Consider the following 20,522-nt stretch of genomic DNA (forward strand, 5'->3'; position numbering starts at 1 on the left):
TTTCTTTTAACGATTAAAACGAAGCTCTTAAATTGAATCCATAAGACCTTGATTGAGGCATTCCAAAATAATCAAGTCCTTGACCATTGCCTGAAGAATAACCTGACTCCGGATCTACATTATCAATGTTCTTCCAAAGGATAGAAAGGTTTCTGCCTACGAAAGACAAACTCACATTAGTAAATGGCGTTTTTTCCATCAAGCTTCTAGGGAAATTATACCCAAAAGTTATTTGTCTCAATTTGGCAAATGAGCCATCGTATATAAAATGATCCTGTACCCTATTGCCCATTTGGTTCCAATAATTATTGGCCTCTCCGGGTGATAAGGTCTTCGTGAAATCTTCATAAATAGGTGTGCCATCAGAAGTCGTACCTGATTGTATCACTCCACTTACAGTAAGCGGTTCTTCACCTTCTCTTCCCTGTAAGGTTTGCTTGTGCAATCCCCATTGGGTAAGCCTCACATTGGTTCCCGAATAGATTTCTCCACCCACTCTAAAGTCAATTAGTGCAGAAAGATTAAAGCCTTTATAGGTAATGCTATTGCTAAAACCACCAGTAAAATCAGGAATACCATTTCCGATTACTTCCATTTGGCTCGACTGTACCGGAGCCCCATTTTCTTCAAAAACCGGCTGTCCATCAGGGGATGTCTGTTGAACCCATCCTGCCAGCACTCCAAAAGGCTGCCCTGTTCTGTGTTGTACAAATACCGTTCTGGTTCTTGGCTCCTCTACGTTTAATATATCTGTTCCTTCAATCAAAGAGATCACTTTGTTTCTATTTCTGGCAATATTAAAAGAAACATCCCAGTTGAAATCACTTGTTCGGACAGGTGTTCCTGTGAGCAATATCTCAACTCCTTTATTTTCCATTTCCCCTAAGTTTACCAATGTTGACCCAAAACCTGAAGCCCTGGAAATTTGCGCATTCAATTGGTCATTGGTGCTTTTTTGATGGTAATATGTGAAATCCAAGCCCAATCTATTCTGAAACAAACGAACATCTAAGCCAAATTCTATTTCAGTAGATAGAAGTGGGACTAAAAATGGGTTTGGAATGGTCCCATTATTATTTCCAGCTGTGGCATAGGAGGCCATAGGGACGGTATTTCCTTCAAATCCAACTGCCGGAGCACCTAATAATGTATAGGTGTTTTGGATCTGATAAGGACTTACAGTGGAGCTTCCTACTCTGGCCCATGAAGCCCTTACTTTACCAAAACTTAACCAGAAAGGAAGGTCTTCCAATGCATCTGAGAAAACGAAACTACCGCCGACTGACGGGTAAGTGATGTCATTTAAAGAAGGGTCCAATGTGGAGAACCAGTCTGTCCTACCTGTTCCTGTCAGGAATAGTATATTTTTATAATTAAATTCAGCAGATCCATATACTGAATTTATTCCCCATCCTGAATAACTGTATCCAAAATTTCTTGCCTCAGCATTGTTAATGGCATGAAAGAAAGGCACGTTAAAGTTGGTTCCGTTTGCTGAGATATTTTCATTTTCTCTTCGCATCCTATTGGCCCCTAAAAAGGCCACTACACCAAAATCTCCAAATTGCCTGTTATAGCCCAACATGGCTTCCAGGTTTATTTCATTCACCCTTCGCTCTGATTCAGACATGTTTCCACCTCTAGAGTAACCTGTTCCTTGTGGAGTCAATGTAGTTCCTCTTCTAGTGTACCAATCCATACCTGCTCTTCCGGACAAATACAGATGATCAGTTATCATGTATTTTAAAGATCCAGAAGTGATTATTCTGTCTCTGGTATCGCTGATAGACAGTTGGTGCGTAGAGAAATAAGGATTTTGCCCCCAAGGGTTATTGGTCATCAGGTATTCTTCTTGCTCTGCAAAACCCCATACATTTAAAAGAGCCGGGTCAGTTCCTATAGGTATGGTCCCCAATCTATTAGGGTCTCCTTGTCCCCAAAGCACATTGACATTGGGGGGCAAAGCAAAGATGGACTGAAAAGCATTTCCCGGAGAATCAGATAACCTGGGGCGATTTTTGGTTCGTTCATTGGAATAAAGCACTTTGGCATCGAAAGTCAGCTTTTTACCAAATTTACCGCTTGTGGACAATGACATATTGATACGGTCAAATCCTGCATTAGGTATTACTGAAGTACTCCTTAAGTCAGTTACATTGAAACGGAAAGTTTGGGTATCGCTACCTCCTGACAAAGACAGGCTATTGGTAAATGATTTTCCGGTTTCATAAAAACGATTCCAATTGTCTCCTGCATATACATATGGTCTTTCAACCCCATCAAAATGCATGGCAGTACCGGAACCTAATCGTTCCCCCCAAGCTTGGGTTCCCCAATCATAGCCATCCCTTACAGTGGTTGGCCTTACTGCGCTCCCTGTAATTTGATCTCCTTGAAACCTTCCGGATCCAAATTCAGTTTGCATGTCGGTTTGATTATTGATCCTTTCAAACACGGCATTGGAATTGAATTCTACACCAATTCCTTTTCGTGAAGTACCTCTCTTGGTGGTGATAAGAATTACTCCATTTGCTGCGCGTGACCCATACAAGGCAGCCGCACTGGCCCCCTTTAATACAGACATGGATTCGATGTCATCCGGATTGACACTGGTCATGCCATCTCCCTGATCTGCTCCACCCCAAACGCCTGCTTGGCCAAAATTGGTATTGTCCATTGGCACACCGTCGATTACATATAATGGTTGATTTCCTCCTTGAAGGGAAGTGTTTCCTCGAATAATAACCCGAGACGATCCGGCTGGACCTGAGGCTACATTGCTTACATTCACCCCGGCTACCCTACCGGCCAGCTGATTGGCAATGTTATTCTCTCTGGCTTGGGTGAATTCCTCTCCTCCTACTTCTGTCATAGAATATTGGAGGGCTTTGACATTTCTTTCTATACCTAAAGCGGTTACTACCACCTCATTCAACTCAGAGGCATCTTCAGATAAGCTAACATCAATTGTACTGCGATTGCCAACAGTTTCTTCTACTGCTTCAAACCCAAGAAAGGAGTAAACCAGAACGGTCTGAGGTCCCTCTACATTGAGTTGGTAATTTCCATCCACATCTGTGGCGGTACCTGTGGATGTCCCCTTGATCAGGATAGACACTCCGGGTAATGGCATTCCATCTGAACTGTCAGTAACTTTACCAGTGACAGTTTGCCCCAGGACTCTTCCACTCATAGAAGTAAGAATTGCCATGAGGACAATAAGTAATAGGTTTTTCATAAAAGGTTATTTTGGATAAAACAAATCAGAAAGACCATCTATTCTTTTACACCAATGGTGAAACCACAAAATCACTATCTTTAATTTTAAGAAACTAAGCCCTTTTAACTAAAAACAATACTATTTATAAATGGCACCAAATAATGATGAAAGGTTAAATAATCTTAAATCTCGCAGAAATGTAGAATATAAAAAACAGAAAAAAAAATACTGGCATCCATTTTTCCGATTCTGAATTGAAAATATTTTTTTACAACCGGCGAATCAACCATTAATCCAACCTTATGAATTCAAGCTTCAACTGAATTCATTTAGGTGAAAAAAAACTTTATCACAGCTTTAATAAGTTACTGTTTTTGCATTAAAATTATCGACTAAATTAAAACATACACTTTTTCAAAAAACCTAAAAATTCAATATCAAAAGCAAAAGACCTCTTTACTAATTCCTCCCTTCATAGGAATATTTCTTTGGTATGCTATTATTAAAATAAACTTTCAGCTTGTTTAATGGATAATTTTTAGCAATGTCTCCAATATACCAATATCTTTGTTTTGATATTCTATTCTAGAGTAACAAATTCGAAAATGCAAACAATAGATATAAGCAAAAACCTAAAGGAAATCAAAGACACATTCCTTAATCCGGAATGTCTACTTGTGGCTGTTAGTAAAACAAAACCAATTTCAGCGATTCAAGAAGCCTATGAAGCGGGAATTAGGGATTTTGGCGAAAATAAAGTACAGGAAATTACTGATAAAGCCCCCTCATTACCCGAAGACATCAGGTGGCACATGATCGGGCATTTACAACGAAATAAGGTGAAATATATCGTCCCTTTTATTCATCTGATCCACAGCGTGGATTCTTTTCGCTTGTTGAAACAAATTAACAAAGAAGCTGAAAAAATAAACAAAACGATTCACTGCTTATTGCAAGTCCATATCGCCAAAGAGGGAACCAAATTCGGTTGGAACAAGGAGGAATTAAACGAGTTCCTTTTGGGAGATGAAATTAAAACCATGCATAATATTAGAATCATGGGGCTTATGGGGATGGCTACGAACACAGCAAATAAAGAGATAATTAAGGAGGAGTTCAGAACATTAAAGACACTCTTTGAAGCATTGAAGACACAGTCCTTACCTGAAATTGTGGAAATGAAGGAAATCTCTATGGGCATGAGCGGTGATTATCTGCTCGCACAGCAAGAAGGAAGCACCATGGTCAGGATAGGAAGTGCCATTTTTGGGTCAAGAAATTATAATTAACCATCATGAATTCAAGTAATCTTATTCAAACAGCTGCTGTATTTGGTGCCCTCGCAGTTATTTTCGGTGCTTTTGGAGCACATGCTCTGGAAGAGATGTTGGTGAGTACCGGAAGGTTAGACACTTATGAAACAGCGGTCAGCTATCATTTTTATCATAGTTTAGCCCTGCTAATGGTGGGTATATTAAGCCTGCAGTTTCCGGATAAAAAACGAATAAATTATAGTGCCCTATTTTTTATAGCAGGGATATTAATTTTCTCAGGAAGCCTATACATCCTTTGTTTAAGCCAAGTCACCTGGTTAGGTGCCATCACGCCTCTTGGTGGACTCTCATTTATTATAGGATGGGTAATGTTGCTTCTCAGTTTCGGCAAATAATAATATAAGATTGATTGTATGAAGTTAAAATTTTTAGCAGCTGCTATTGTATGGCTGGCCATTTTTCAAGAAACAGAAGCCCAAGATTTAAGATCTTCGTTTTTAGGATTGGACGAATTAATGGGGGAAAACTCATTTTTTGACAACCACCTTACAGGATTTATGCTATATGACTTAGATAGCCAGGTGGTTCGCTACGAAAAAAACAGTCATATTTATTTTATACCTGCCTCTACCACCAAGTTGTTTACCTTTTTCGGAGCTTTGATGGTGCTTACAGACAGTAGTACTTTTTTGCGGTTTATCCCTGAGGGAAATAAGGCAACGATCTGGGGCGCCGGAGACCCCTCATGGAAATACCCGCCCCTCCCAGTTCCTGCTATTAAAGATTTTTTAGCCAAATACGACACCCTTTATTATTCTGAGAGCAATTGGAAAAACGAGCCTTTTGGTTATGGTTGGCAATGGGATGATTTCACCTATTCCTACGCTGCAGAAATGTCCCCTATCCCCCTTTTCGGAAACTTGGTTAGTGCAAAAAATGTAAATAACAAGCCTGTTTTAAGCCCTGAAATTTTTAGCGTGGGCTATTCAGACAAATCCGTGAAAAATGTACAACGAAATTGGCGTAACAATCAATTTTATTATAACCCAAGAACCTATAATGGCAGGGACAGTAAAGTTCCGTTTATGACCTCAGCGGAAACTTTTGCAGAACTTGCAAGTAAAGAATGGGGCATACCTGTGAAGCTTTCTAATGCCACCCTTCCTCCTGACCATTTTGTATTGAAAGGAATACCTACCAAAAAACTTTATAAAGAGATGTTGCTGGAAAGTGACAATTTCATTGCAGAACAACTGCTTCTTCAAATTTCCGACAAGTTGTTTTTTGAACTGGACAGTGAAAAGGCCATTGAATACATTAAAAAAACGTATCTTTATGACTTACCTGATGACCCTCAATGGGTTGACGGATCCGGGCTATCAAGACACAATCTGTTCACCCCCCGTACCATGGTATCATTGGCTGAGAAAATTTACCGCTTATTTCCAGACGATGAACTATTCAGCCTTTTGCCGACCGGAGGAAGAACAGGGACTTTAAAATTTAACTATTCAGCGTCCAGGCCATATGTAATGGCAAAAACAGGGACCATTAGTAACCACCATAGCTTGGTTGGCTATTTAAAAACCAAAAACAATAAAATCTACGCCTTTGCCTTCATGAACAATAATTACCCCTATAAAGCCACAGTGGTAAGAAAAGAGATGGAAAAGGTGCTGTTATATATTCGCGATAACTTCTAATTGCAACCATGAAAAAACGACATTTTTTACAAAAAATGGGCCTAGGGCTTGGCGCTTTACCGGTTCTAGGTTTCACCCCTACCTCAACAAATTCTTTTGCCCCAAAAAAGGTTTTGCCATCCGCTTTACAAAAAGGAGACTTGGTTGGCTTAATAAGCCCTTCGGCAGCTACTGCAGATTTGATGCAATTTACTTTTGCCAAAGAAGCCATGGAGGCTCTGGGTTTAAAGGTAATTGAAGGAAAATACCTCAAAAGCCGTAGAGGACATTTGGCAGGCACCGATGAAGAAAGAGCAGCAGACCTGAATGAGATGTTCGCCAACAAGTCTGTAAAGGCAATTATCTGCATAAGAGGTGGCTCAGGAGCCGCTAGGATTCTCCCCTTAATTGATTACAAAACAGTTAAAAACAACCCGAAGCCTCTGCTTGGCTACAGTGACATCACAGCACTCCATAATGCCCTTTTTGCCCAAACAGGGCTGATTACTTTTCATGGACCAAATGGCTCGGGAACATGGGGTAAATTTAACGTAAATCAGTTCAAACAAATGTTCTTTGAACAAAATGAAAAACTGGTCTATGAAAATGAAGCAGAAGAAACAGAAGACCTGGTCGTGAAAAAAAATAGAACAAGGACCATCTTCCCTGGCAAGGCGACAGGAGATCTGGTAGGCGGAAATCTTACAGTCCTGACTTCTTTGGCCGGTTCCCCTTACCTTCCTTCCTTCAAAGGAAAAATTCTTTTCCTTGAAGACATTGGAGAAGAACCATACAGAATCGACAGAATGATGAGCACTTTAATGCTTATGGGGGTCTTCAAGGAAATTAAGGGCTTTGTTTTCGGGCAATGTACCGACTGTGATCCAAGCGGCGGATATGGAAACCTTACCTTAGACCAGATATTTGATGATTACTTGCTACCTCATAAAATCCCTGCTTTCCGTGGATCCATGATTGGACATGTCCCCAAGCAGTTTCTATTACCTCATGGAGCCCGAGTAATTATGGATGCAGATCAAGGAACTTTGACTACGGATCAATCCATTTTCGAGACCATTTAACCAAAAGTGGCAAACTGTTTATATGTAATTCTAAGCAAAGGAAAATACCATCTTCCTATTGCCTACCTATTGATACTTTCTGCATGTAATTACAATCAAAAAATGCTTGGAAATAAAAACAACGCTACAAATAAGTCGCCAACAAGAGCAATAAATTACTTGGCCTTGGGAGACAGTTACACTATTGGTGAAGGGGAAACGACACAAAATGCTTACCCTTGGCAAATCGCAAAAATATTAGCCAATGAGGGAATAAAATTTAACACAAAAGTGATTGCCAAAACAGGGTGGACAAGCAGTGAATTACTTCAGGCATTGAGTCAAGAGAAAATCGCTCCCAATTCTTATGACATCGCCAGTATACTTATTGGGGTAAACAACCAATACCGAGGGCAATCAACCGAACAATTCCATGAGGAGCTGATTGAACTGATTGAAACCACTCAAAGTTTCTTAAAGAGTAGTAAAAAACATATAGTGCTTGTTTCTATTCCCGACTGGGGAATTACACGTTTTGGCCAATCCAGTAAAAAACCGCAGGATCAAATTTCAAAAGAAATCAATGCTTTCAATAGAGTGATAATTCAAGAAGCAACAAAATACGGCCTACCATATATAAATATTACAGATAGTTACCGAGAAAATGGAGGTAATGCTGAAAACATGGTGGAAGACGGACTACATCCAAGTAGGTACATCTACAAAGAATGGGCATTCCAGTTAAGTAAAATTTTCAGGGAACTGCAACAACTATAAGTATTCACCTAAAAGCCAACAAAAATATAATCTTCAAAAAAAACGCCTTGTTTCTTTTGAATTGTCACACTACCCAAATTGTTTGGCAATTTATTTTTTCGATTCGAGTCCAAATCATATAGGCGCATGATTTAATTAGATTTTCACTGCATCTTTTGACAAAATTAAATTCAACCAATTACCCTCCAATCAATTCTCCCCCATTAATATGGATAAATTGTCCGGTCACATAACTACTATCTTCACTAGCAAGATACACATAGGCCGGGGCCACTTCGCTTGGCTGTCCAGCGCGTCCAAGAGGAGTATCTTGCCCAAATTGGGATACATCATCAAAAGTAGCTGGAATTAGTGGAGTCCAAATTGGGCCTGGTGCAACACCATTAACCCTAATTTTCTTTTTAGCCAGATTTTGAGAAAGAGAGCGTGTAAAACTTACTATTGCTCCCTTGGTACTTGAATAATCTATCAAATGTTCACTTCCTCTGTAAGCTGTAACTGACGAGGTGTTTATTATGGTATCACCTTCATTCAAATGAGGCAATGCTGCTCTAGTCATATAAAAGAAAGAGTATATGTTTGTTTCAAATGTTTTTTGAAGTTGATCACTATCGATTTCATTCAAGGAATCCTTTGGAAATTGCATCGCAGCATTGCAAATCAAGCTATTCAACCCCCCTAATGAATCAATGCATTGTTGGACAACTTCCTTACAAAAACTTTCTATCCTGATATCTCCTTCTATCAACACACACTTCTTACCTTCTTTTTCGACCAATTTCTGAGTTTCTTTAGCATCAGAAACTTCATTTAAATAAACAATAGCTACATCTGCGCCTTCTCTTGCAAAATGAACGGCAACACTCCTTCCAATACCACTGTCCCCACCAGTTATTAATGCAATTTTATTCTCCAACTTGCCGCTTCCTTTATAATTTTCTCTAATTACCTCAGGAATTGGATTCATTTTGTACTGATCACCAGGTTGGCTAAGAGACTGATCCGGAAATTGCTTCGGTTTATTCATATTTCAATATTATTTTTTAAAAAAACCAATTTAAGTAAGGGAAATATCACTTGAGCACTCAATTAATAAATTATTTAACTCATATGACAACATGAATCCAAAAAGACAGCGCTCTCTTTTTATAGAGCTTACAGTAAGCTTCCTACACATTGGAAAAGTGTTTGGAACAGTCTGAATCCGGCAAATTTCATTTAAAGCAAAAACCAAATTAGGGTTGTTTGAAATGATATTTCTTGAGTCTAAGGAATTGGATTAAAAAAATCATTGAGTTGATACTATTACTAAAATAATTAGCCCAAAAAAATCGCTTTATGCAAAAGGTCTAAAATTTGCAGTATTAACCCCATAATGAAAACGTTAACCAACATAAATTCAATTAAAATGAAACCCAACACCATAATTTCAAATACTGAGGCTAAATTAAAGGATATAAAACAAGCGTATAAAGAATTTATTATCGATAAAAAACACCCTTGTGTAATGGCAAATGCTGTATTCTCTTTAAATAATTTTGAAATGAAATTATTTAAGAAATTTGCTTCAAAAGATACTGCTCTAAAAATGCTCATTGCAATCAAAGCTTATTTGGCTAATATCGATTTTGAAAGCAATAAATTTAAATCTTTTATAGCTGTATTTCCAGAAACTCAAATAAACTCAGAAAAGGAATTTGAACATTTATTGTGGGATCAACTTCAATACATTCATGACATCGATGAACAGCCTTGGGATCCAAATGTAAGCTGTGACCCTGAAAATGCTTCATTTAGCTTTAGCATAGCAGGTCATGCATTTTACGTTGTAGGAATGCATCCTAAGAGCTCTCGATTAGCCAGAAGAACCCCTTACACCACCTTGGTATTCAATTTACATAGCCAATTTGTGAAATTAAGAGCCAATAAATCCTATCATAAAATCCGCGATAAAATAAGGGAACGTGATATCGACTTCCAAGGATCTGTCAACCCTGTCTTAAAAGACTTTGGCGAAAGCAGCGAAGCTGTTCAATATAGCGGGAGACAAATCACCGAAAAATGGCAGTGTCCATTCCATTCGAACAGTTGATTTCAGATTGTTAAAGAATATAATAAGTTGGAAAAGAGGTATTTAAAATAAAAAAACTAATCTAGTTAAGCTAAATGAACACAATTAATAAACAATCCGGAGTAGCTTTTGAATTAAAAAAAGGGCAAAAATTAAAAGTTATCGATCCTCAAGGTGGACAAGTAAGTGACATGGTATTGTTTAATGCAAATGATACTTTAGAAAAAATATCTTCTGGTAAAACATTGGATTTTGAAGAAAACATTCTCATTACTGCTGGTAATTTCCTTTGGAGTAACAGAGGAAATAAAATGATGGAAATTTTAGAAGACACCAATGGCAGAAATGATTTCCTACTAGCCCCGTGCAGTCCAGAAACCTTCAAGATCATGTATAATATTGATGATTATCACCCAAGTTGCTTTGAGAATCTGCATACCTCTTTGGCTCCTTATGGGATTAACCCTGATGATATTCCTACGGCTTTTAATATTTTCATGAATGTACAATTTGACCAAAAAGGGAGATTAAAAGTACTGCCTCCATTAAGTAAAGCGGGAGATTATTTGCTCTTTCAAGCTCAAATGGATCTTATTATTGCACTTACGGCATGCTCTGCTGAAGACAGCAATGGAGGAACATTTAAACCTATCCATTATGAAATCCTTGAAAGCAACCTTTAAGCACCTCTCATAAAAAAGCCTGCCTCCAATCACTCGGGGCAGGCTTTGTAAATTATGGGAAATAAAAACTTTATTTCTTATTTAGGCAACACATTTGAAATCAATGATACCTTCTCAATAGGTTCGCTGGCATTGGAATAAATTCTAACCACGCTGTTTTGTTTACCCATTTTTCCGGCACTATTAAATGAGACTTTGATTTCAGCTGTTTTACCAGGAGCTACCGGCTCCTTTGGCCAGCTGGGCACGGTACAACCACATGTTGCAGCCACGTTTGAGATAATCAACGGTTCGTTTCCTGTGTTGGTGAGTTTAAACACATTTTCCACCTTATCTCCTTGCTTGATATCACCAAAATCTTTGGAATCTGCCTCAAATGTAATGACAGGCCCCTTTACTGCTTTTTCTTGGGCAATTGCAAGTGCTGAGCTTAATACAATTGCCATTACTACTGTTAATAACCTTTTCATATATGTCAAATTTAATTCTTTCTCATTTTTATAAAAAACACTACTATTTAATGAAGAAATTGTTGTGAAAGTTCACCATAAACAATTCTTTTCTGGCACGTGTCATGGCCGTATATAGCCATCTCACGTAATTTTTGTCAATTTGTTCTTCGTTCAAATAACCTTGGTCAACAAAAACCGCATCCCATTGTCCACCTTGAGATTTATGACAAGTAAGCGTATAGGCGTATTTGACTTGCAGAGCGTTTAAATAAGGATCTTTACTCATCGCTTCTCTGATCTTACTTTTTTGTTCCAAATCCTGATAGTCCTCCTCCACCAACTGATAGAGCGCTTTCCACTCTTCCATTCCCAAAGCAGGTTTATTTGAATGTAAGGTATCCAGTATCACCCGTGCCTCAAAAGGGACTTCGTCGGGATAATCTATCAACCTCAATTCTAGCGTAGCAAACCTTAGGCCATAAATTTCCTCAAAAGAACGAATTTTAAGTATCTCTACAAAATCTCCATTGGCCAAAAAACTAACCTTCTCTGATGACTCCATATAGCTATAGTTATTTTTAACAATCATTAACCTTTCACCGGCACTTAACTCGTCTTCGTAATAAAAAATCGCATTTCTGATGTATTTATTGTATTGGACCGCAGCCTTATTGGACCTAGTAATAATCATGGTATTGTCCAGTCCAAATTTATCATAGGCATAACGTAAACCATCTTCCAGCCTCTCCCCGGTCATCCGGTAAAAATCTTTGAATCCTTTGGTGTTAAATGATATACTAGGTTTAGGCTTTTGGACTTCATTTCTAAGGGTAGTGGCATTGGCCAATATTCCTGAATCTTGCTCTTGTCTGGTTACTATAGTAAGTAATGCCTCATTTACATCCAATTTGAAATTTCTTATTAGGTAATTTTTATCTAACCCAGGACTGTCTTCACTTCCAACCGGAGGCAATTGGGCAATATCTCCAATCAATAGCAGCCTGTTTTCCGGATTTTGGAAAACAAAACCTATCAGATCTGCCAAGAGGGATTTCCCTCCCATTCTATCATCGGAAAGCATAGAGGCTTCATCCACAATAAAGACAGATTTTTGGTAATAATTTTTTTGAACAACGAATCCTTCCCCACCATCTACAAGCCCCTGCTTTGCTCTGTAAATTATTTTATGAATAGTAAAACCTGTTTTGTCTGCATAAGCACTCATAACCTTGGCCGCACGCCCGGTGGGAGCTAACATCACAGCCCTTAGGCCCAAAGAAGGCAAAGCTCTGACCAAAGCAGCTAACACAGTAGTTTTACCGGTACCTGCATAGCCTTTGAGAATATAGGTTGCCCCTGTAGGAATTTTTTTATCTAAAAAAGCATCCATGGCATTAAAGAAATACTCCTGGTCAGTCGTAGGGCTGTGGGGGAAATATTTTCTAATCCTTTGGGAAGGCTTTAAACTTGCGTGACTATCTTTATGCATCTATTGCGAAACTAAGATGAAAAACCCGAACATAAAAAAAGACATAATTGATAATTTCGGAAACCGCCTCAGGACGAGGGTTAACGGCATATTGATTCAGGAGAATAAAATTTTAATGGTCAAACATCAAATGGGCGATAATCACTATTTTTGGAACGTACCCGGAGGTGGAATGCAGTATGGTCATGATGCCAAATCGAATTTAAAACGGGAGTTTCTGGAGGAAACCGGATTAGAAATTGAGGTTGGAGCGTATCAATTTCTCCATGAATTTTTATCCCCTCCCTTACACGCTATCGAATTATTCTTTGAAGTTAGCCAAACAAATGGTAAATTAGAGGTTGGAATTGATCCTGAGTTAGAAACCGACAAACAGGTAATTGAGGAGGTTAAATTTCTAAGCATGGAAGAAATAAAAAATATCCCGTCTGATAAAAAACATGCACTATTTGGAAGAATAAATTCTTTGAATGATGTAAGAATATGGAAAGGATATTTTAATTTTGGAAATAAATGCATAAAATAGCATTCTAATACGAACCATCAATTCTTTATAATAATTTAATTACGCTTTAAAGCTATTCAAAATGACATTGAGTAAAATCTTATCGATTGTTTTTCTATTGGGAGCCTTAGGTCTCGGGTACAAGCTTTATCTGGGTGTAGATGAAGTTGTGGAAGAGGAAAAAATTCTCCAAAGGACTGAAGAAAGAATAATTGAGAAACTGGAAATGCTAAGAGATGCCCAAATCGCTTATCAGGCAGCAAATAATGAGTATGCTTCCACCTGGCCGGAACTTAAAAAGTTCATCCAAGAAGGTAATATTTACCTTATTCAAAGAACAGAAACTACCAAGTTGTTAGACTATGGTAAAGAAGAAACTACAGTAACATTGGATACATTGGGAGCTGTAAATGTTCAGGATTCATTATTCAGCACGGATAAATACCCTGATTTTGAACTTGACTTATTAAACGTAGTTCCTGGTTCAGGAGGTAAAACATTTGAGTTCTTTGCAGACAAGATCGAACGTAGCAATAGAGAAATTGCTGTGTTTGAAATCAGAGACCCTGCACCTCGCAACCCTGAAAGAAGAAGAAACAACAATGAGAAAGCACTTAGAGTTGGTTCAAGAACTGATTCTTCGACTTCAGGAAACTGGGAATAAATTTGGATAAGGTAGGATCCCATATTCAAAGTAAATTCATTAGCGATAAATATGATATGCAAGACATATCCTATTTATCGCTTTTCTTATATGAGAAACTTCTAGCCGTTATAGCCCATACGGAGGAGAGTCAAAAAATCACTGCTTCTTTTATCTATTCCTTCCAGGAACAGGAAACGGTAAATCAGATCATAGAAACAGAAGAAATTTTTAATGCCCCCAACTCTGAAGGTAAGCTTTACCTCCATCACCAAAGATTCACCCTTGTCCCCACTCAATTGTTTAATGCCTCTCAATGCTCCAAATACTTGAGCTTTGCAACTGAAGTAAATGAGGCGGAAGACAATATCACTTATACAGGCATTGCCAACAATGGTATCCAAGTGTTAGGCACTGCAGACAAGCAATTATTAGATCAACTAGACAAGAAATTGCCTGAACTGGAAATTGCACATGGGGCATCCCATGTTTTAGATTATTTCCTGAGTCAAAATCAAGACTTCCTAAACCAAGAGTTATTCATACATTCTTCACCTGACTGTATGTATTTGGCGGCTTTTACCGAAGGAAAACTATCACTATTCAACCGGTTTATCATTGCGGACGAAGCCTCATTTCTACGGTATGTATTTACATTTATCCAGCAGATGGCCTTTGACAGAACGCATTGTAAGATTCGTTTTTTTGGCAATCCTGAATGGCTTCACACCAGCAAGGAGGGCATGGATTTATACTTCAAAAACATACACATAATCACCCCTGAGCAAAACGTTTCCTATCTCTCGGGGGCAGAATCCTTTTTAAACACCCATCTTTTAGAGGCTTTCTGGCAACAAAAAATTATTTCATGAAAAAGACAGCACTGTTTCCAGGCTCTTTTGACCCTTATACAAATGGTCATCATGACATTGTCATGAGAGGATTAAACATCTTCGATGAGGTAATTATTAGTATTGGTCACAATACCACTAAAAAAAACAGGTATTTTGACATTGATTTTATGGTAGAGAAAATCAAGAAAACCTACAAGAACATTCCCTCCGTAAAAGTTATTGTTTATGATGAATTAACTTCCTCATTGGCAAAAAAACATGACGCCAAGTATTTGCTTCGTGGTTTGAGAAATACTACTGATTTTGAATATGAGAATACCATCAGTCAAATGAACAGGTATCTCAATGAATCGCTGGAAACAGTCTTTCTAATCACTACCCCAAAATATGCTGCAATCAGCTCTACTATTATCAGGGAAGTGCATAAATACGGTGGCAACGTCAATAAATTCCTTCCTTATAAGGTTTGAGCAATTTTAGGTGTCATTTTTAAAAACCTCTTGTACAAATAACGCATAGAGGGATAAGAATTAATCAATGCAGTTTTTGCTTCATGATGCTGCAGCCATTTAATATCATCGATCCCTTCTTCCACCTGAGGTTTCATCATTGAATCATCGATACTTTTCATTTTGTACCAATAAGTTTTTTTCAAAATACTTTTCTTATTTTGAGTATAGGTATGCCAAGTAATACAAATTGGCTTATTGAGCTTCACTTTTATATTGCATTCTTCCTCAACTTCCCTTACAGCGCATCCTTCCGGTGTTTCCTTCTTTTCAAACTTACCTTTAGGAAGATCCCATTTCCCAAGTCTATGGATAAACAATATCTTGTCTCCCTTAGTAACGACTCCTCCTGCCGCTTTTATTATTAAAAACCTACTTTTTATAAACTTCTTAAGGATTGCTTTCTCTTCAGTAACCAAAGTGATACTGTCCAGGTTTTTAAGCTTTCTGGACCGCAATAAATAAAGCAATTGGACGATTACATCCTTAGAGGGGTTTTTTATCAACACATCGTCATGAAATTCTGCTGACGGCGGTAATTCTTTAGGGTTATCATAAACACATTCAAAGGATTTTTTTGGCAAAAAATTCTTTGACCCAACTAAGTCTAATGGCTTATCGTTGATGAATATTTTCATAAACAGATCTAATTTTTCTAAAATTGCAATTTTTTTCCAGCGTGCACAACCCTGAGTAAATATTAAATGGTTAAATTTATCGCATGGAAATTTATGATCAAAGCACCGCTTCTCAAATTGCAAAAAAGCTACTTGAAATAAAAGCCATCAAACTATCGCCTAAGGATCCGTTTACCTGGGCATCTGGATGGAAATCACCTATCTATTGCGACAACAGACTTTCACTTTCTTTCCCTGAGGTAAGAAAATATATTCAGGAAAAATTAACAAGTGTAGTACGTACGCATTTTTTAAATATTGAAGCCATTGCAGGAGTAGCCACAGCTGGTATTCCTCAAGGTGTGCTTATTGCTGACAAGCTTGATGTACCCTTTATCTATGTGCGGTCTAAAGCCAAAGGCCATGGGATGGAAAACATGATTGAAGGGAAAATCACCCCCGGACAAAAAGTGGTGGTGGTAGAAGACCTTGTTTCAACAGGTGGAAGTTCTCTTAAGGCTGTAAATGACCTTAGAGCAGCAGGATTCGAAGTCTTGGGTATGGTTGCCATTTTCACCTATGGCTTTGAAATATCCGATCAAAATTTCGAAAAAGAAGGTGTAAAACTATACTGCCTAAGCGATTACAGTTCTTTACTACCACAAGCTCTCGAGCAAGGTTATGTTTCTGAAGCCGATATGAATACATTGGCTGACTGGAGAAAAGGACCGGATACTTGGCAGCCTTAAGAAAGAAAATTCTATAAATTATAAAGTCTACCCATAGCCAATCCCTCAGATCAATTGATTTGGAGGATTGGCTTTTATATGGAAATAAATCCCTTGTTATAATTACTTCAAGTTCATTTTTTGTTCCTTTTCCAAGACCCCTAAACCGAAGAGCGCAAAATCATATTTAATAGGATCTGCAGCATCCATCAGCCTTAAATTCTGTGTCAGTTCCATGGCTGTTTGCCAGTCAGTTTGTTTTCGCCGGATGAGGCCAAGCGTACGCCCTATTCTGTCTACATGTAGGTCACAGGGACATACCAATTGAGCCGGAGAGATTTTATCCCATAAGCCAAAATCAACCCCCTTCCCATCCTTTCTCACCATCCACCTTAAAAACATATTGATTCGTTTACAAGCAGACTTTTTCTTAGGACTAGCTATGTGTTTTCTTGTGCGCATAGGGGCCTCTTCTGATTGAAAAAACAAATCATGAAAATTGCTGAGGAGTACCTCCATGGCATCCACATCCTCACTATAGCCATGCGTAAAGGCCTGCTCTAAACTCTTATTTTCCTGATAATACCTTGAAAAAAAATCTATAAAATAAAGGGTATCTATATCATTAAAAGTTCGATGCTTAAATTTCATCAACTGTTTAAGCTCTTTTTCAGAGTGGTTTAAAACAAAATCATAGGGACTATTGCCCATCAAATCCATCAATTCCAAACTCTTATTAATGATGGTTTTACGCTGTCCCCAAGCAAGAACGGCAGCAAAGAATCCTGAAATCTCAATATCTTGCAACTTTGAAAACCGATGCGGAATGGAAATAGGATCGTCTTCAATAAACGAAGGCTGATTAAAAAGCATTACCTTTTCATCCAAAAAATCTTTGAGATTATCCATCAGTTAAAATAACTTTTACTTCTCCTCCTTGGGTGCCGTCAAACCATTTAAGTAATATACCTCCCTCGTCCTTTGAAGCAATATGCCAATCAAAACACTTAATATTCGCTAAACTTATTAAATGATCATCCTCAGGTTTGTAGAGACAAATATCGAAATCCGGGATATTGGCCAATTCGGTAGTATTCCATCTTTCCAGCAGCCATCCCTCAGGCAAAATAATGATCCGTTTCCCAAAGATAAAATCTTCAATAACTGAAGGTATCCCATCATTTCTTCTGAGATGATAACACTCCGGACCGAATATTATTTGTTTATGAAGTTTACCTTCAATTAACTTTGACTCCTCTGTCATTTGAATCCACTCAGATTTATTCTGTATTTTAGTATTGGGACCACCAATTTTCGTCAAAAGAGAAGATAGCCAAGAGAAAAAATAGGTTATACCAATAAATAACAGCCCAAAAGTTGCAAGTACGGGGTAAGTTAGGACGAAAATGGCATTCCAAATAAATTTGAAAAACCTATGGAAGAAAAGTTCAATTGAATTCATTATTTACCAATACAATTTCAAAATTAAGCCAAAATACCCAAACAAGCAAAAATCAAATTTTGCTAAACAATCCCTACTCCCACTAGGATAAAACCTGACATTGTCAACTGATTTGCCTACCTTTGCAGGCTGAAAACACCTAAGCACCATGACCCTAACTGAAGAGATAGCGAAGAGAAAGACTTTTGGAATTATAGCTCACCCTGATGCAGGAAAGACCACCTTAACAGAGAAAATGCTGCTTTTTGGTGGTGCCATTAAAACTGCGGGGGCTGTAAAGTCAAATAAAATTGACACAGCGACCAAGTCCGATTGGATGGAAATTGAAAAACAGAGAGGAATCTCCGTAGCCACTTCCGTTATGGGATTTGAATACAAGGGGCAAAAAATAAACCTACTTGATACCCCCGGACACCAAGATTTTGCTGAAGACACCTACCGTACACTGACAGCAGTTGACTCTGTCATTATGGTTATAGATTGTGTAAAAGGGGTGGAGATTCAAACCGAGAAATTAATGGAGGTTTGCCGAATGAGGAAAACTCCCGTTATCTGTTTTATCAATAAGCTGGATAGGGAAGGACGAGACCCCTATGACTTACTGGATGAAGTAGAAACCAAATTAAACATACAGGTGAGGCCCCTATCCTGGCCCATTTCCATGGGTAAATCCTTTAAGGGAGTATACAATTTATATGACAAGCAGTTGAACCTGTTTACACCTAGTCAGCGGAAATTAAGTGATGACAGGGTAGTCATTGAAGACTTGAGCTCAGAAGTATTGGATGACCGAATAGGCACCAGCTTAGCAGACCAACTTAGGGAAGATGTAGAATTAATTGATGGAGTTTATCCAGAATTTGATCCCAAAGAGTACCTTGAGGGAAGTGTTGCACCGGTATTTTTTGGATCAGCTGTCAATAACTTTGGGATCAAAGAAATGCTGGACACTTTCATTAAAATAGCCCCCGGTCCCAAAAGTCGCCAAACAGAGGAGAGAGAAGTTGTCCCTACAGAGGATCAATTCAGTGGATTTATTTTCAAAATCCACGCCAATATGGATCCAAAGCACCGAAACCGTATTGCATTTTTAAGGATTTGTTCCGGTAAATTTGCTCGAAACAAGCCTTACAACCATGTAAGAGGCACCAAGCCCCTGCGCTTTTCTAATGTCACCTCCTTTATGGCGCAGGATAAAGAAATAATTGAAGAGGCATTTCCTGGGGATATTGTAGGTTTATATGATACAGGAAATCTAAAAATTGGGGACAGCATCACTGACGGGGAAGACCTCACTTTTAAGGGTATCCCAAGCTTTTCTCCGGAGATTTTCCGAGAAGTGGTTAATAAGGATGCCATGAAAACCAAGCAGCTTGAAAAAGGATTGCAGCAATTGATGGAAGAAGGCGTCGCCCAGCTTTTTACTTTTGAAATAGGTTCAAGAAAGGTTGTCGGAACAGTTGGTCAGCTTCAATTTGAAGTAATAAAATTTAGGTTGAAAAACGAATACAATGCCACAGCTGATTTTGTACCAATGAACTTGTACAAAGCATGCTGGATCACTAGTACTGACAAAAAGAAACTGGATGAATTTACCCGTTCCAAACAAAGGCATATTGCCAAAGACAAAGATGGTAAACTTGTATTCATGGCAGAAAGCAAAGCTTGGCTTCAAATGGTTAAAGACAATTTTCCTGAAATTGAATTTCACTATACATCAGAATTATAAAATCATTAAACCTGATCAAACATGAAAAAGCCATTTAACGTTATATATGAGGACAATCATTTGCTGGTCGTTAACAAGGCTGCAGGTATATTGGTACAAGGAGACAAAACCGGAGACAAGACACTTACTGACTATTGCAAAACCTATATAGCCAATAAGTACAACAAACCCGGCGCAGTGTTTCTACATCCTGTACACCGGCTAGATAGGCCTGTAAGTGGTATTGTGGTTTTTGCAAGAACCTCCAAAGCCTTGGAAAGAATGACTGCTTTATTCAGGAAAAGAGAAGTTCATAAGGTGTATTGGGCAGTGGTTAAGAGAAGACCCAAAGAGGAATCAGGAAAATTAACGCATTGGCTGGTTAAAGATTCAGATAAAAACACCTCCACCGCCTATGACAAAGAGGTACCCAATTCCAAAAGATCTGAATTAACTTATAAGAGCTTGGGAAAGCTAAATGATCATTGGCTATTGGAGCTACGCCCTATTACAGGAAGACCTCATCAATTGCGCGTGCAGCTATCTACTATGAATTGTCCGATTAGGGGTGACATAAAATATGGGTTCTCAAAGCCAAACCCTGATGCAAGTATCAACCTCCATGCCTTCCATTTGGTATTTATTCACCCCATCAAAAAAGAAAAATTATTCTTAAGAGCTGCATTACCGGAAGAGCCGTTTTGGGAGCAGTTTTTGGAGTTCGAAAATATAAAATCAACCGACCGCCACTTAGATAACACATTTAGTGGCTAAATCCTTTTGCGTA

At 38.3% G+C, this 20,522-nt stretch carries 21 protein-coding genes; 14 read left to right on the plus strand and 7 right to left on the minus strand.

Annotated elements, in window-relative coordinates; all coding sequences use genetic code 11:
* Positions 1–13 precede the first annotated feature (13 nt).
* On the minus strand, positions 14–3,238 hold the full coding sequence (locus Q4534_RS09030; protein WP_303612844.1) for a SusC/RagA family TonB-linked outer membrane protein: 3,225 nt from the start codon (positions 3,236–3,238) through the stop codon (positions 14–16).
* Positions 3,239–3,825: 587 nt separating this feature from the next.
* Between Q4534_RS09030 and Q4534_RS09035 the strand changes: the two genes are divergently transcribed.
* Genes Q4534_RS09035 through Q4534_RS09055 form a run of 5 tightly spaced genes read left to right on the plus strand, consistent with a single transcriptional unit; the run spans position 3,826 to position 8,014 of the window.
* Entirely contained in the window at positions 3,826–4,509 is a 684-nt protein-coding gene (locus tag Q4534_RS09035; RefSeq protein ID WP_303612845.1) for a YggS family pyridoxal phosphate-dependent enzyme, read from the plus strand.
* A 5-nt stretch (positions 4,510–4,514) separates the two neighbouring features.
* Complete coding sequence (locus Q4534_RS09040; RefSeq protein ID WP_303612846.1) at positions 4,515–4,889, plus strand: DUF423 domain-containing protein; 375 nt, start codon at positions 4,515–4,517, stop codon at positions 4,887–4,889.
* Positions 4,890–4,907: 18 nt separating this feature from the next.
* Complete coding sequence (locus Q4534_RS09045; protein WP_303612847.1) at positions 4,908–6,197, plus strand: D-alanyl-D-alanine carboxypeptidase/D-alanyl-D-alanine-endopeptidase; 1,290 nt, start codon at positions 4,908–4,910, stop codon at positions 6,195–6,197.
* A gap of 8 nt (positions 6,198–6,205) precedes the next feature.
* Positions 6,206–7,258, plus strand: coding sequence for an LD-carboxypeptidase (locus tag Q4534_RS09050; RefSeq protein WP_303612848.1), 1,053 nt, complete (start codon positions 6,206–6,208; stop codon positions 7,256–7,258).
* 6 nt (positions 7,259–7,264) lie between these two features.
* Positions 7,265–8,014 (plus strand): GDSL-type esterase/lipase family protein, encoded by a 750-nt coding sequence (locus Q4534_RS09055; protein ID WP_303612849.1) that lies wholly within the window; start codon positions 7,265–7,267, stop codon positions 8,012–8,014.
* A 178-nt stretch (positions 8,015–8,192) separates the two neighbouring features.
* Here Q4534_RS09055 and Q4534_RS09060 read toward each other — a convergent pair whose 3' ends face one another.
* Positions 8,193–9,041, minus strand: a complete 849-nt coding sequence (locus Q4534_RS09060; RefSeq protein ID WP_303612850.1) for an SDR family oxidoreductase — start codon at positions 9,039–9,041, stop codon at positions 8,193–8,195.
* Between the two features lie 381 nt (positions 9,042–9,422).
* Between Q4534_RS09060 and gntA the strand changes: the two genes are divergently transcribed.
* Both gntA and Q4534_RS09070 read left to right on the plus strand, forming a co-directional pair.
* Positions 9,423–10,106 (plus strand): guanitoxin biosynthesis heme-dependent pre-guanitoxin N-hydroxylase GntA, encoded by a 684-nt coding sequence (gene gntA / locus Q4534_RS09065; RefSeq protein WP_303612851.1) that lies wholly within the window; start codon positions 9,423–9,425, stop codon positions 10,104–10,106.
* A gap of 74 nt (positions 10,107–10,180) precedes the next feature.
* The gene (locus Q4534_RS09070) at positions 10,181–10,768 is read left to right on the plus strand and encodes an urea carboxylase-associated family protein (RefSeq protein WP_303612852.1); all 588 of its coding nucleotides are present in this window, start codon (positions 10,181–10,183) and stop codon (positions 10,766–10,768) included.
* Positions 10,769–10,845: 77 nt separating this feature from the next.
* On the opposite strand, the gene Q4534_RS09075 is transcribed toward Q4534_RS09070, so the two are convergent.
* Positions 10,846–11,238, minus strand: coding sequence for a DUF1573 domain-containing protein (locus Q4534_RS09075; RefSeq protein WP_303612853.1), 393 nt, complete (start codon positions 11,236–11,238; stop codon positions 10,846–10,848).
* A gap of 43 nt (positions 11,239–11,281) precedes the next feature.
* Entirely contained in the window at positions 11,282–12,709 is a 1,428-nt protein-coding gene (locus tag Q4534_RS09080) for an ATP-dependent RecD-like DNA helicase (RefSeq protein WP_303612854.1), read from the minus strand.
* Between the two features lie 16 nt (positions 12,710–12,725).
* Here Q4534_RS09080 and Q4534_RS09085 point away from each other — a divergent pair, with 16 nt between their 5' ends.
* The 4 genes from Q4534_RS09085 (at position 12,726) to coaD (ending at position 15,181) form a co-directional block, all read left to right on the plus strand.
* The gene (locus Q4534_RS09085) at positions 12,726–13,235 is read left to right on the plus strand and encodes an NUDIX hydrolase (protein WP_303612855.1); all 510 of its coding nucleotides are present in this window, start codon (positions 12,726–12,728) and stop codon (positions 13,233–13,235) included.
* A 61-nt stretch (positions 13,236–13,296) separates the two neighbouring features.
* Complete coding sequence (locus tag Q4534_RS09090) at positions 13,297–13,878, plus strand: hypothetical protein (RefSeq protein ID WP_303612856.1); 582 nt, start codon at positions 13,297–13,299, stop codon at positions 13,876–13,878.
* Positions 13,879–13,880: 2 nt separating this feature from the next.
* Positions 13,881–14,729, plus strand: coding sequence for a DUF3822 family protein (locus Q4534_RS09095; protein WP_303612857.1), 849 nt, complete (start codon positions 13,881–13,883; stop codon positions 14,727–14,729).
* Positions 14,726–15,181, plus strand: coding sequence for a pantetheine-phosphate adenylyltransferase (gene coaD, locus Q4534_RS09100; protein ID WP_303612858.1), 456 nt, complete (start codon positions 14,726–14,728; stop codon positions 15,179–15,181). The genes Q4534_RS09095 and coaD overlap by 4 nt, the downstream gene beginning before the upstream one ends.
* Here coaD and Q4534_RS09105 read toward each other — a convergent pair.
* Positions 15,169–15,858: an NUDIX hydrolase gene (locus tag Q4534_RS09105; protein ID WP_303612859.1), complete on the minus strand. Its 690-nt coding sequence runs from the start codon at positions 15,856–15,858 to the stop codon at positions 15,169–15,171. The two genes, coaD and Q4534_RS09105, sit on opposite strands and share 13 nt — an antisense overlap.
* 83 nt (positions 15,859–15,941) lie before the next feature.
* Between Q4534_RS09105 and pyrE the strand changes: the two genes are divergently transcribed.
* Entirely contained in the window at positions 15,942–16,586 is a 645-nt protein-coding gene (gene pyrE / locus Q4534_RS09110) for an orotate phosphoribosyltransferase (RefSeq protein ID WP_303612860.1), read from the plus strand.
* A gap of 102 nt (positions 16,587–16,688) precedes the next feature.
* Here the strand turns inward: pyrE and Q4534_RS09115 are convergent, their stop codons facing one another.
* Both Q4534_RS09115 and Q4534_RS09120 read right to left on the minus strand, forming a co-directional pair.
* Complete coding sequence (locus tag Q4534_RS09115) at positions 16,689–17,474, minus strand: TIGR02757 family protein (protein WP_303612861.1); 786 nt, start codon at positions 17,472–17,474, stop codon at positions 16,689–16,691.
* Positions 17,467–18,027 carry a hypothetical protein gene (locus Q4534_RS09120; RefSeq protein ID WP_303612862.1) on the minus strand — a complete coding sequence of 187 codons (561 nt, stop codon included), beginning with the start codon at positions 18,025–18,027 and terminating at the stop codon, positions 17,467–17,469. Before Q4534_RS09120 ends, Q4534_RS09115 begins: the two co-directional genes overlap by 8 nt.
* A gap of 148 nt (positions 18,028–18,175) precedes the next feature.
* Between Q4534_RS09120 and Q4534_RS09125 the strand changes: the two genes are divergently transcribed.
* Entirely contained in the window at positions 18,176–19,756 is a 1,581-nt protein-coding gene (locus tag Q4534_RS09125; RefSeq protein ID WP_303612863.1) for a peptide chain release factor 3, read from the plus strand.
* Positions 19,757–19,777: 21 nt separating this feature from the next.
* On the plus strand, positions 19,778–20,509 hold the full coding sequence (locus tag Q4534_RS09130; RefSeq protein WP_303612864.1) for an RluA family pseudouridine synthase: 732 nt from the start codon (positions 19,778–19,780) through the stop codon (positions 20,507–20,509).
* The last annotated feature ends 13 nt before the right edge of the window (positions 20,510–20,522 follow it).

The organism is Cyclobacterium sp. 1_MG-2023 (genome assembly GCF_030546805.1).
GTDB lineage: Bacteria > Bacteroidota > Bacteroidia > Cytophagales > Cyclobacteriaceae > Cyclobacterium.

Bases quoted from the DNA above. Each gene is read 5' to 3' on its own strand.
- Q4534_RS09085 (WP_303612855.1), top strand. From the start codon at position 12,726: ATGAAAAACCCGAACATAAAAAAAGACATAATTGATAATTTCGGAAAC.
- coaD (WP_303612858.1), top strand. From the start codon at position 14,726: ATGAAAAAGACAGCACTGTTTCCAGGCTCTTTTGACCCTTATACAAAT.
- Q4534_RS09060 (WP_303612850.1), bottom strand. From the start codon at position 9,041: ATGAATAAACCGAAGCAATTTCCGGATCAGTCTCTTAGCCAACCTGGT.
- Q4534_RS09030 (WP_303612844.1), bottom strand. From the start codon at position 3,238: ATGAAAAACCTATTACTTATTGTCCTCATGGCAATTCTTACTTCTATG.
- Q4534_RS09120 (WP_303612862.1), bottom strand. From the start codon at position 18,027: ATGAATTCAATTGAACTTTTCTTCCATAGGTTTTTCAAATTTATTTGG.
- pyrE (WP_303612860.1), top strand. From the start codon at position 15,942: ATGGAAATTTATGATCAAAGCACCGCTTCTCAAATTGCAAAAAAGCTA.
- Q4534_RS09070 (WP_303612852.1), top strand. From the start codon at position 10,181: ATGAACACAATTAATAAACAATCCGGAGTAGCTTTTGAATTAAAAAAA.
- Q4534_RS09035 (WP_303612845.1), top strand. From the start codon at position 3,826: ATGCAAACAATAGATATAAGCAAAAACCTAAAGGAAATCAAAGACACA.
- Q4534_RS09075 (WP_303612853.1), bottom strand. From the start codon at position 11,238: ATGAAAAGGTTATTAACAGTAGTAATGGCAATTGTATTAAGCTCAGCA.
- Q4534_RS09045 (WP_303612847.1), top strand. From the start codon at position 4,908: ATGAAGTTAAAATTTTTAGCAGCTGCTATTGTATGGCTGGCCATTTTT.
- Q4534_RS09125 (WP_303612863.1), top strand. From the start codon at position 18,176: ATGACCCTAACTGAAGAGATAGCGAAGAGAAAGACTTTTGGAATTATA.
- Q4534_RS09105 (WP_303612859.1), bottom strand. From the start codon at position 15,858: ATGAAAATATTCATCAACGATAAGCCATTAGACTTAGTTGGGTCAAAG.
- Q4534_RS09080 (WP_303612854.1), bottom strand. From the start codon at position 12,709: ATGCATAAAGATAGTCACGCAAGTTTAAAGCCTTCCCAAAGGATTAGA.
- gntA (WP_303612851.1), top strand. From the start codon at position 9,423: ATGAAACCCAACACCATAATTTCAAATACTGAGGCTAAATTAAAGGAT.
- Q4534_RS09040 (WP_303612846.1), top strand. From the start codon at position 4,515: ATGAATTCAAGTAATCTTATTCAAACAGCTGCTGTATTTGGTGCCCTC.
- Q4534_RS09115 (WP_303612861.1), bottom strand. From the start codon at position 17,474: ATGGATAATCTCAAAGATTTTTTGGATGAAAAGGTAATGCTTTTTAAT.
- Q4534_RS09050 (WP_303612848.1), top strand. From the start codon at position 6,206: ATGAAAAAACGACATTTTTTACAAAAAATGGGCCTAGGGCTTGGCGCT.
- Q4534_RS09090 (WP_303612856.1), top strand. From the start codon at position 13,297: ATGACATTGAGTAAAATCTTATCGATTGTTTTTCTATTGGGAGCCTTA.
- Q4534_RS09130 (WP_303612864.1), top strand. From the start codon at position 19,778: ATGAAAAAGCCATTTAACGTTATATATGAGGACAATCATTTGCTGGTC.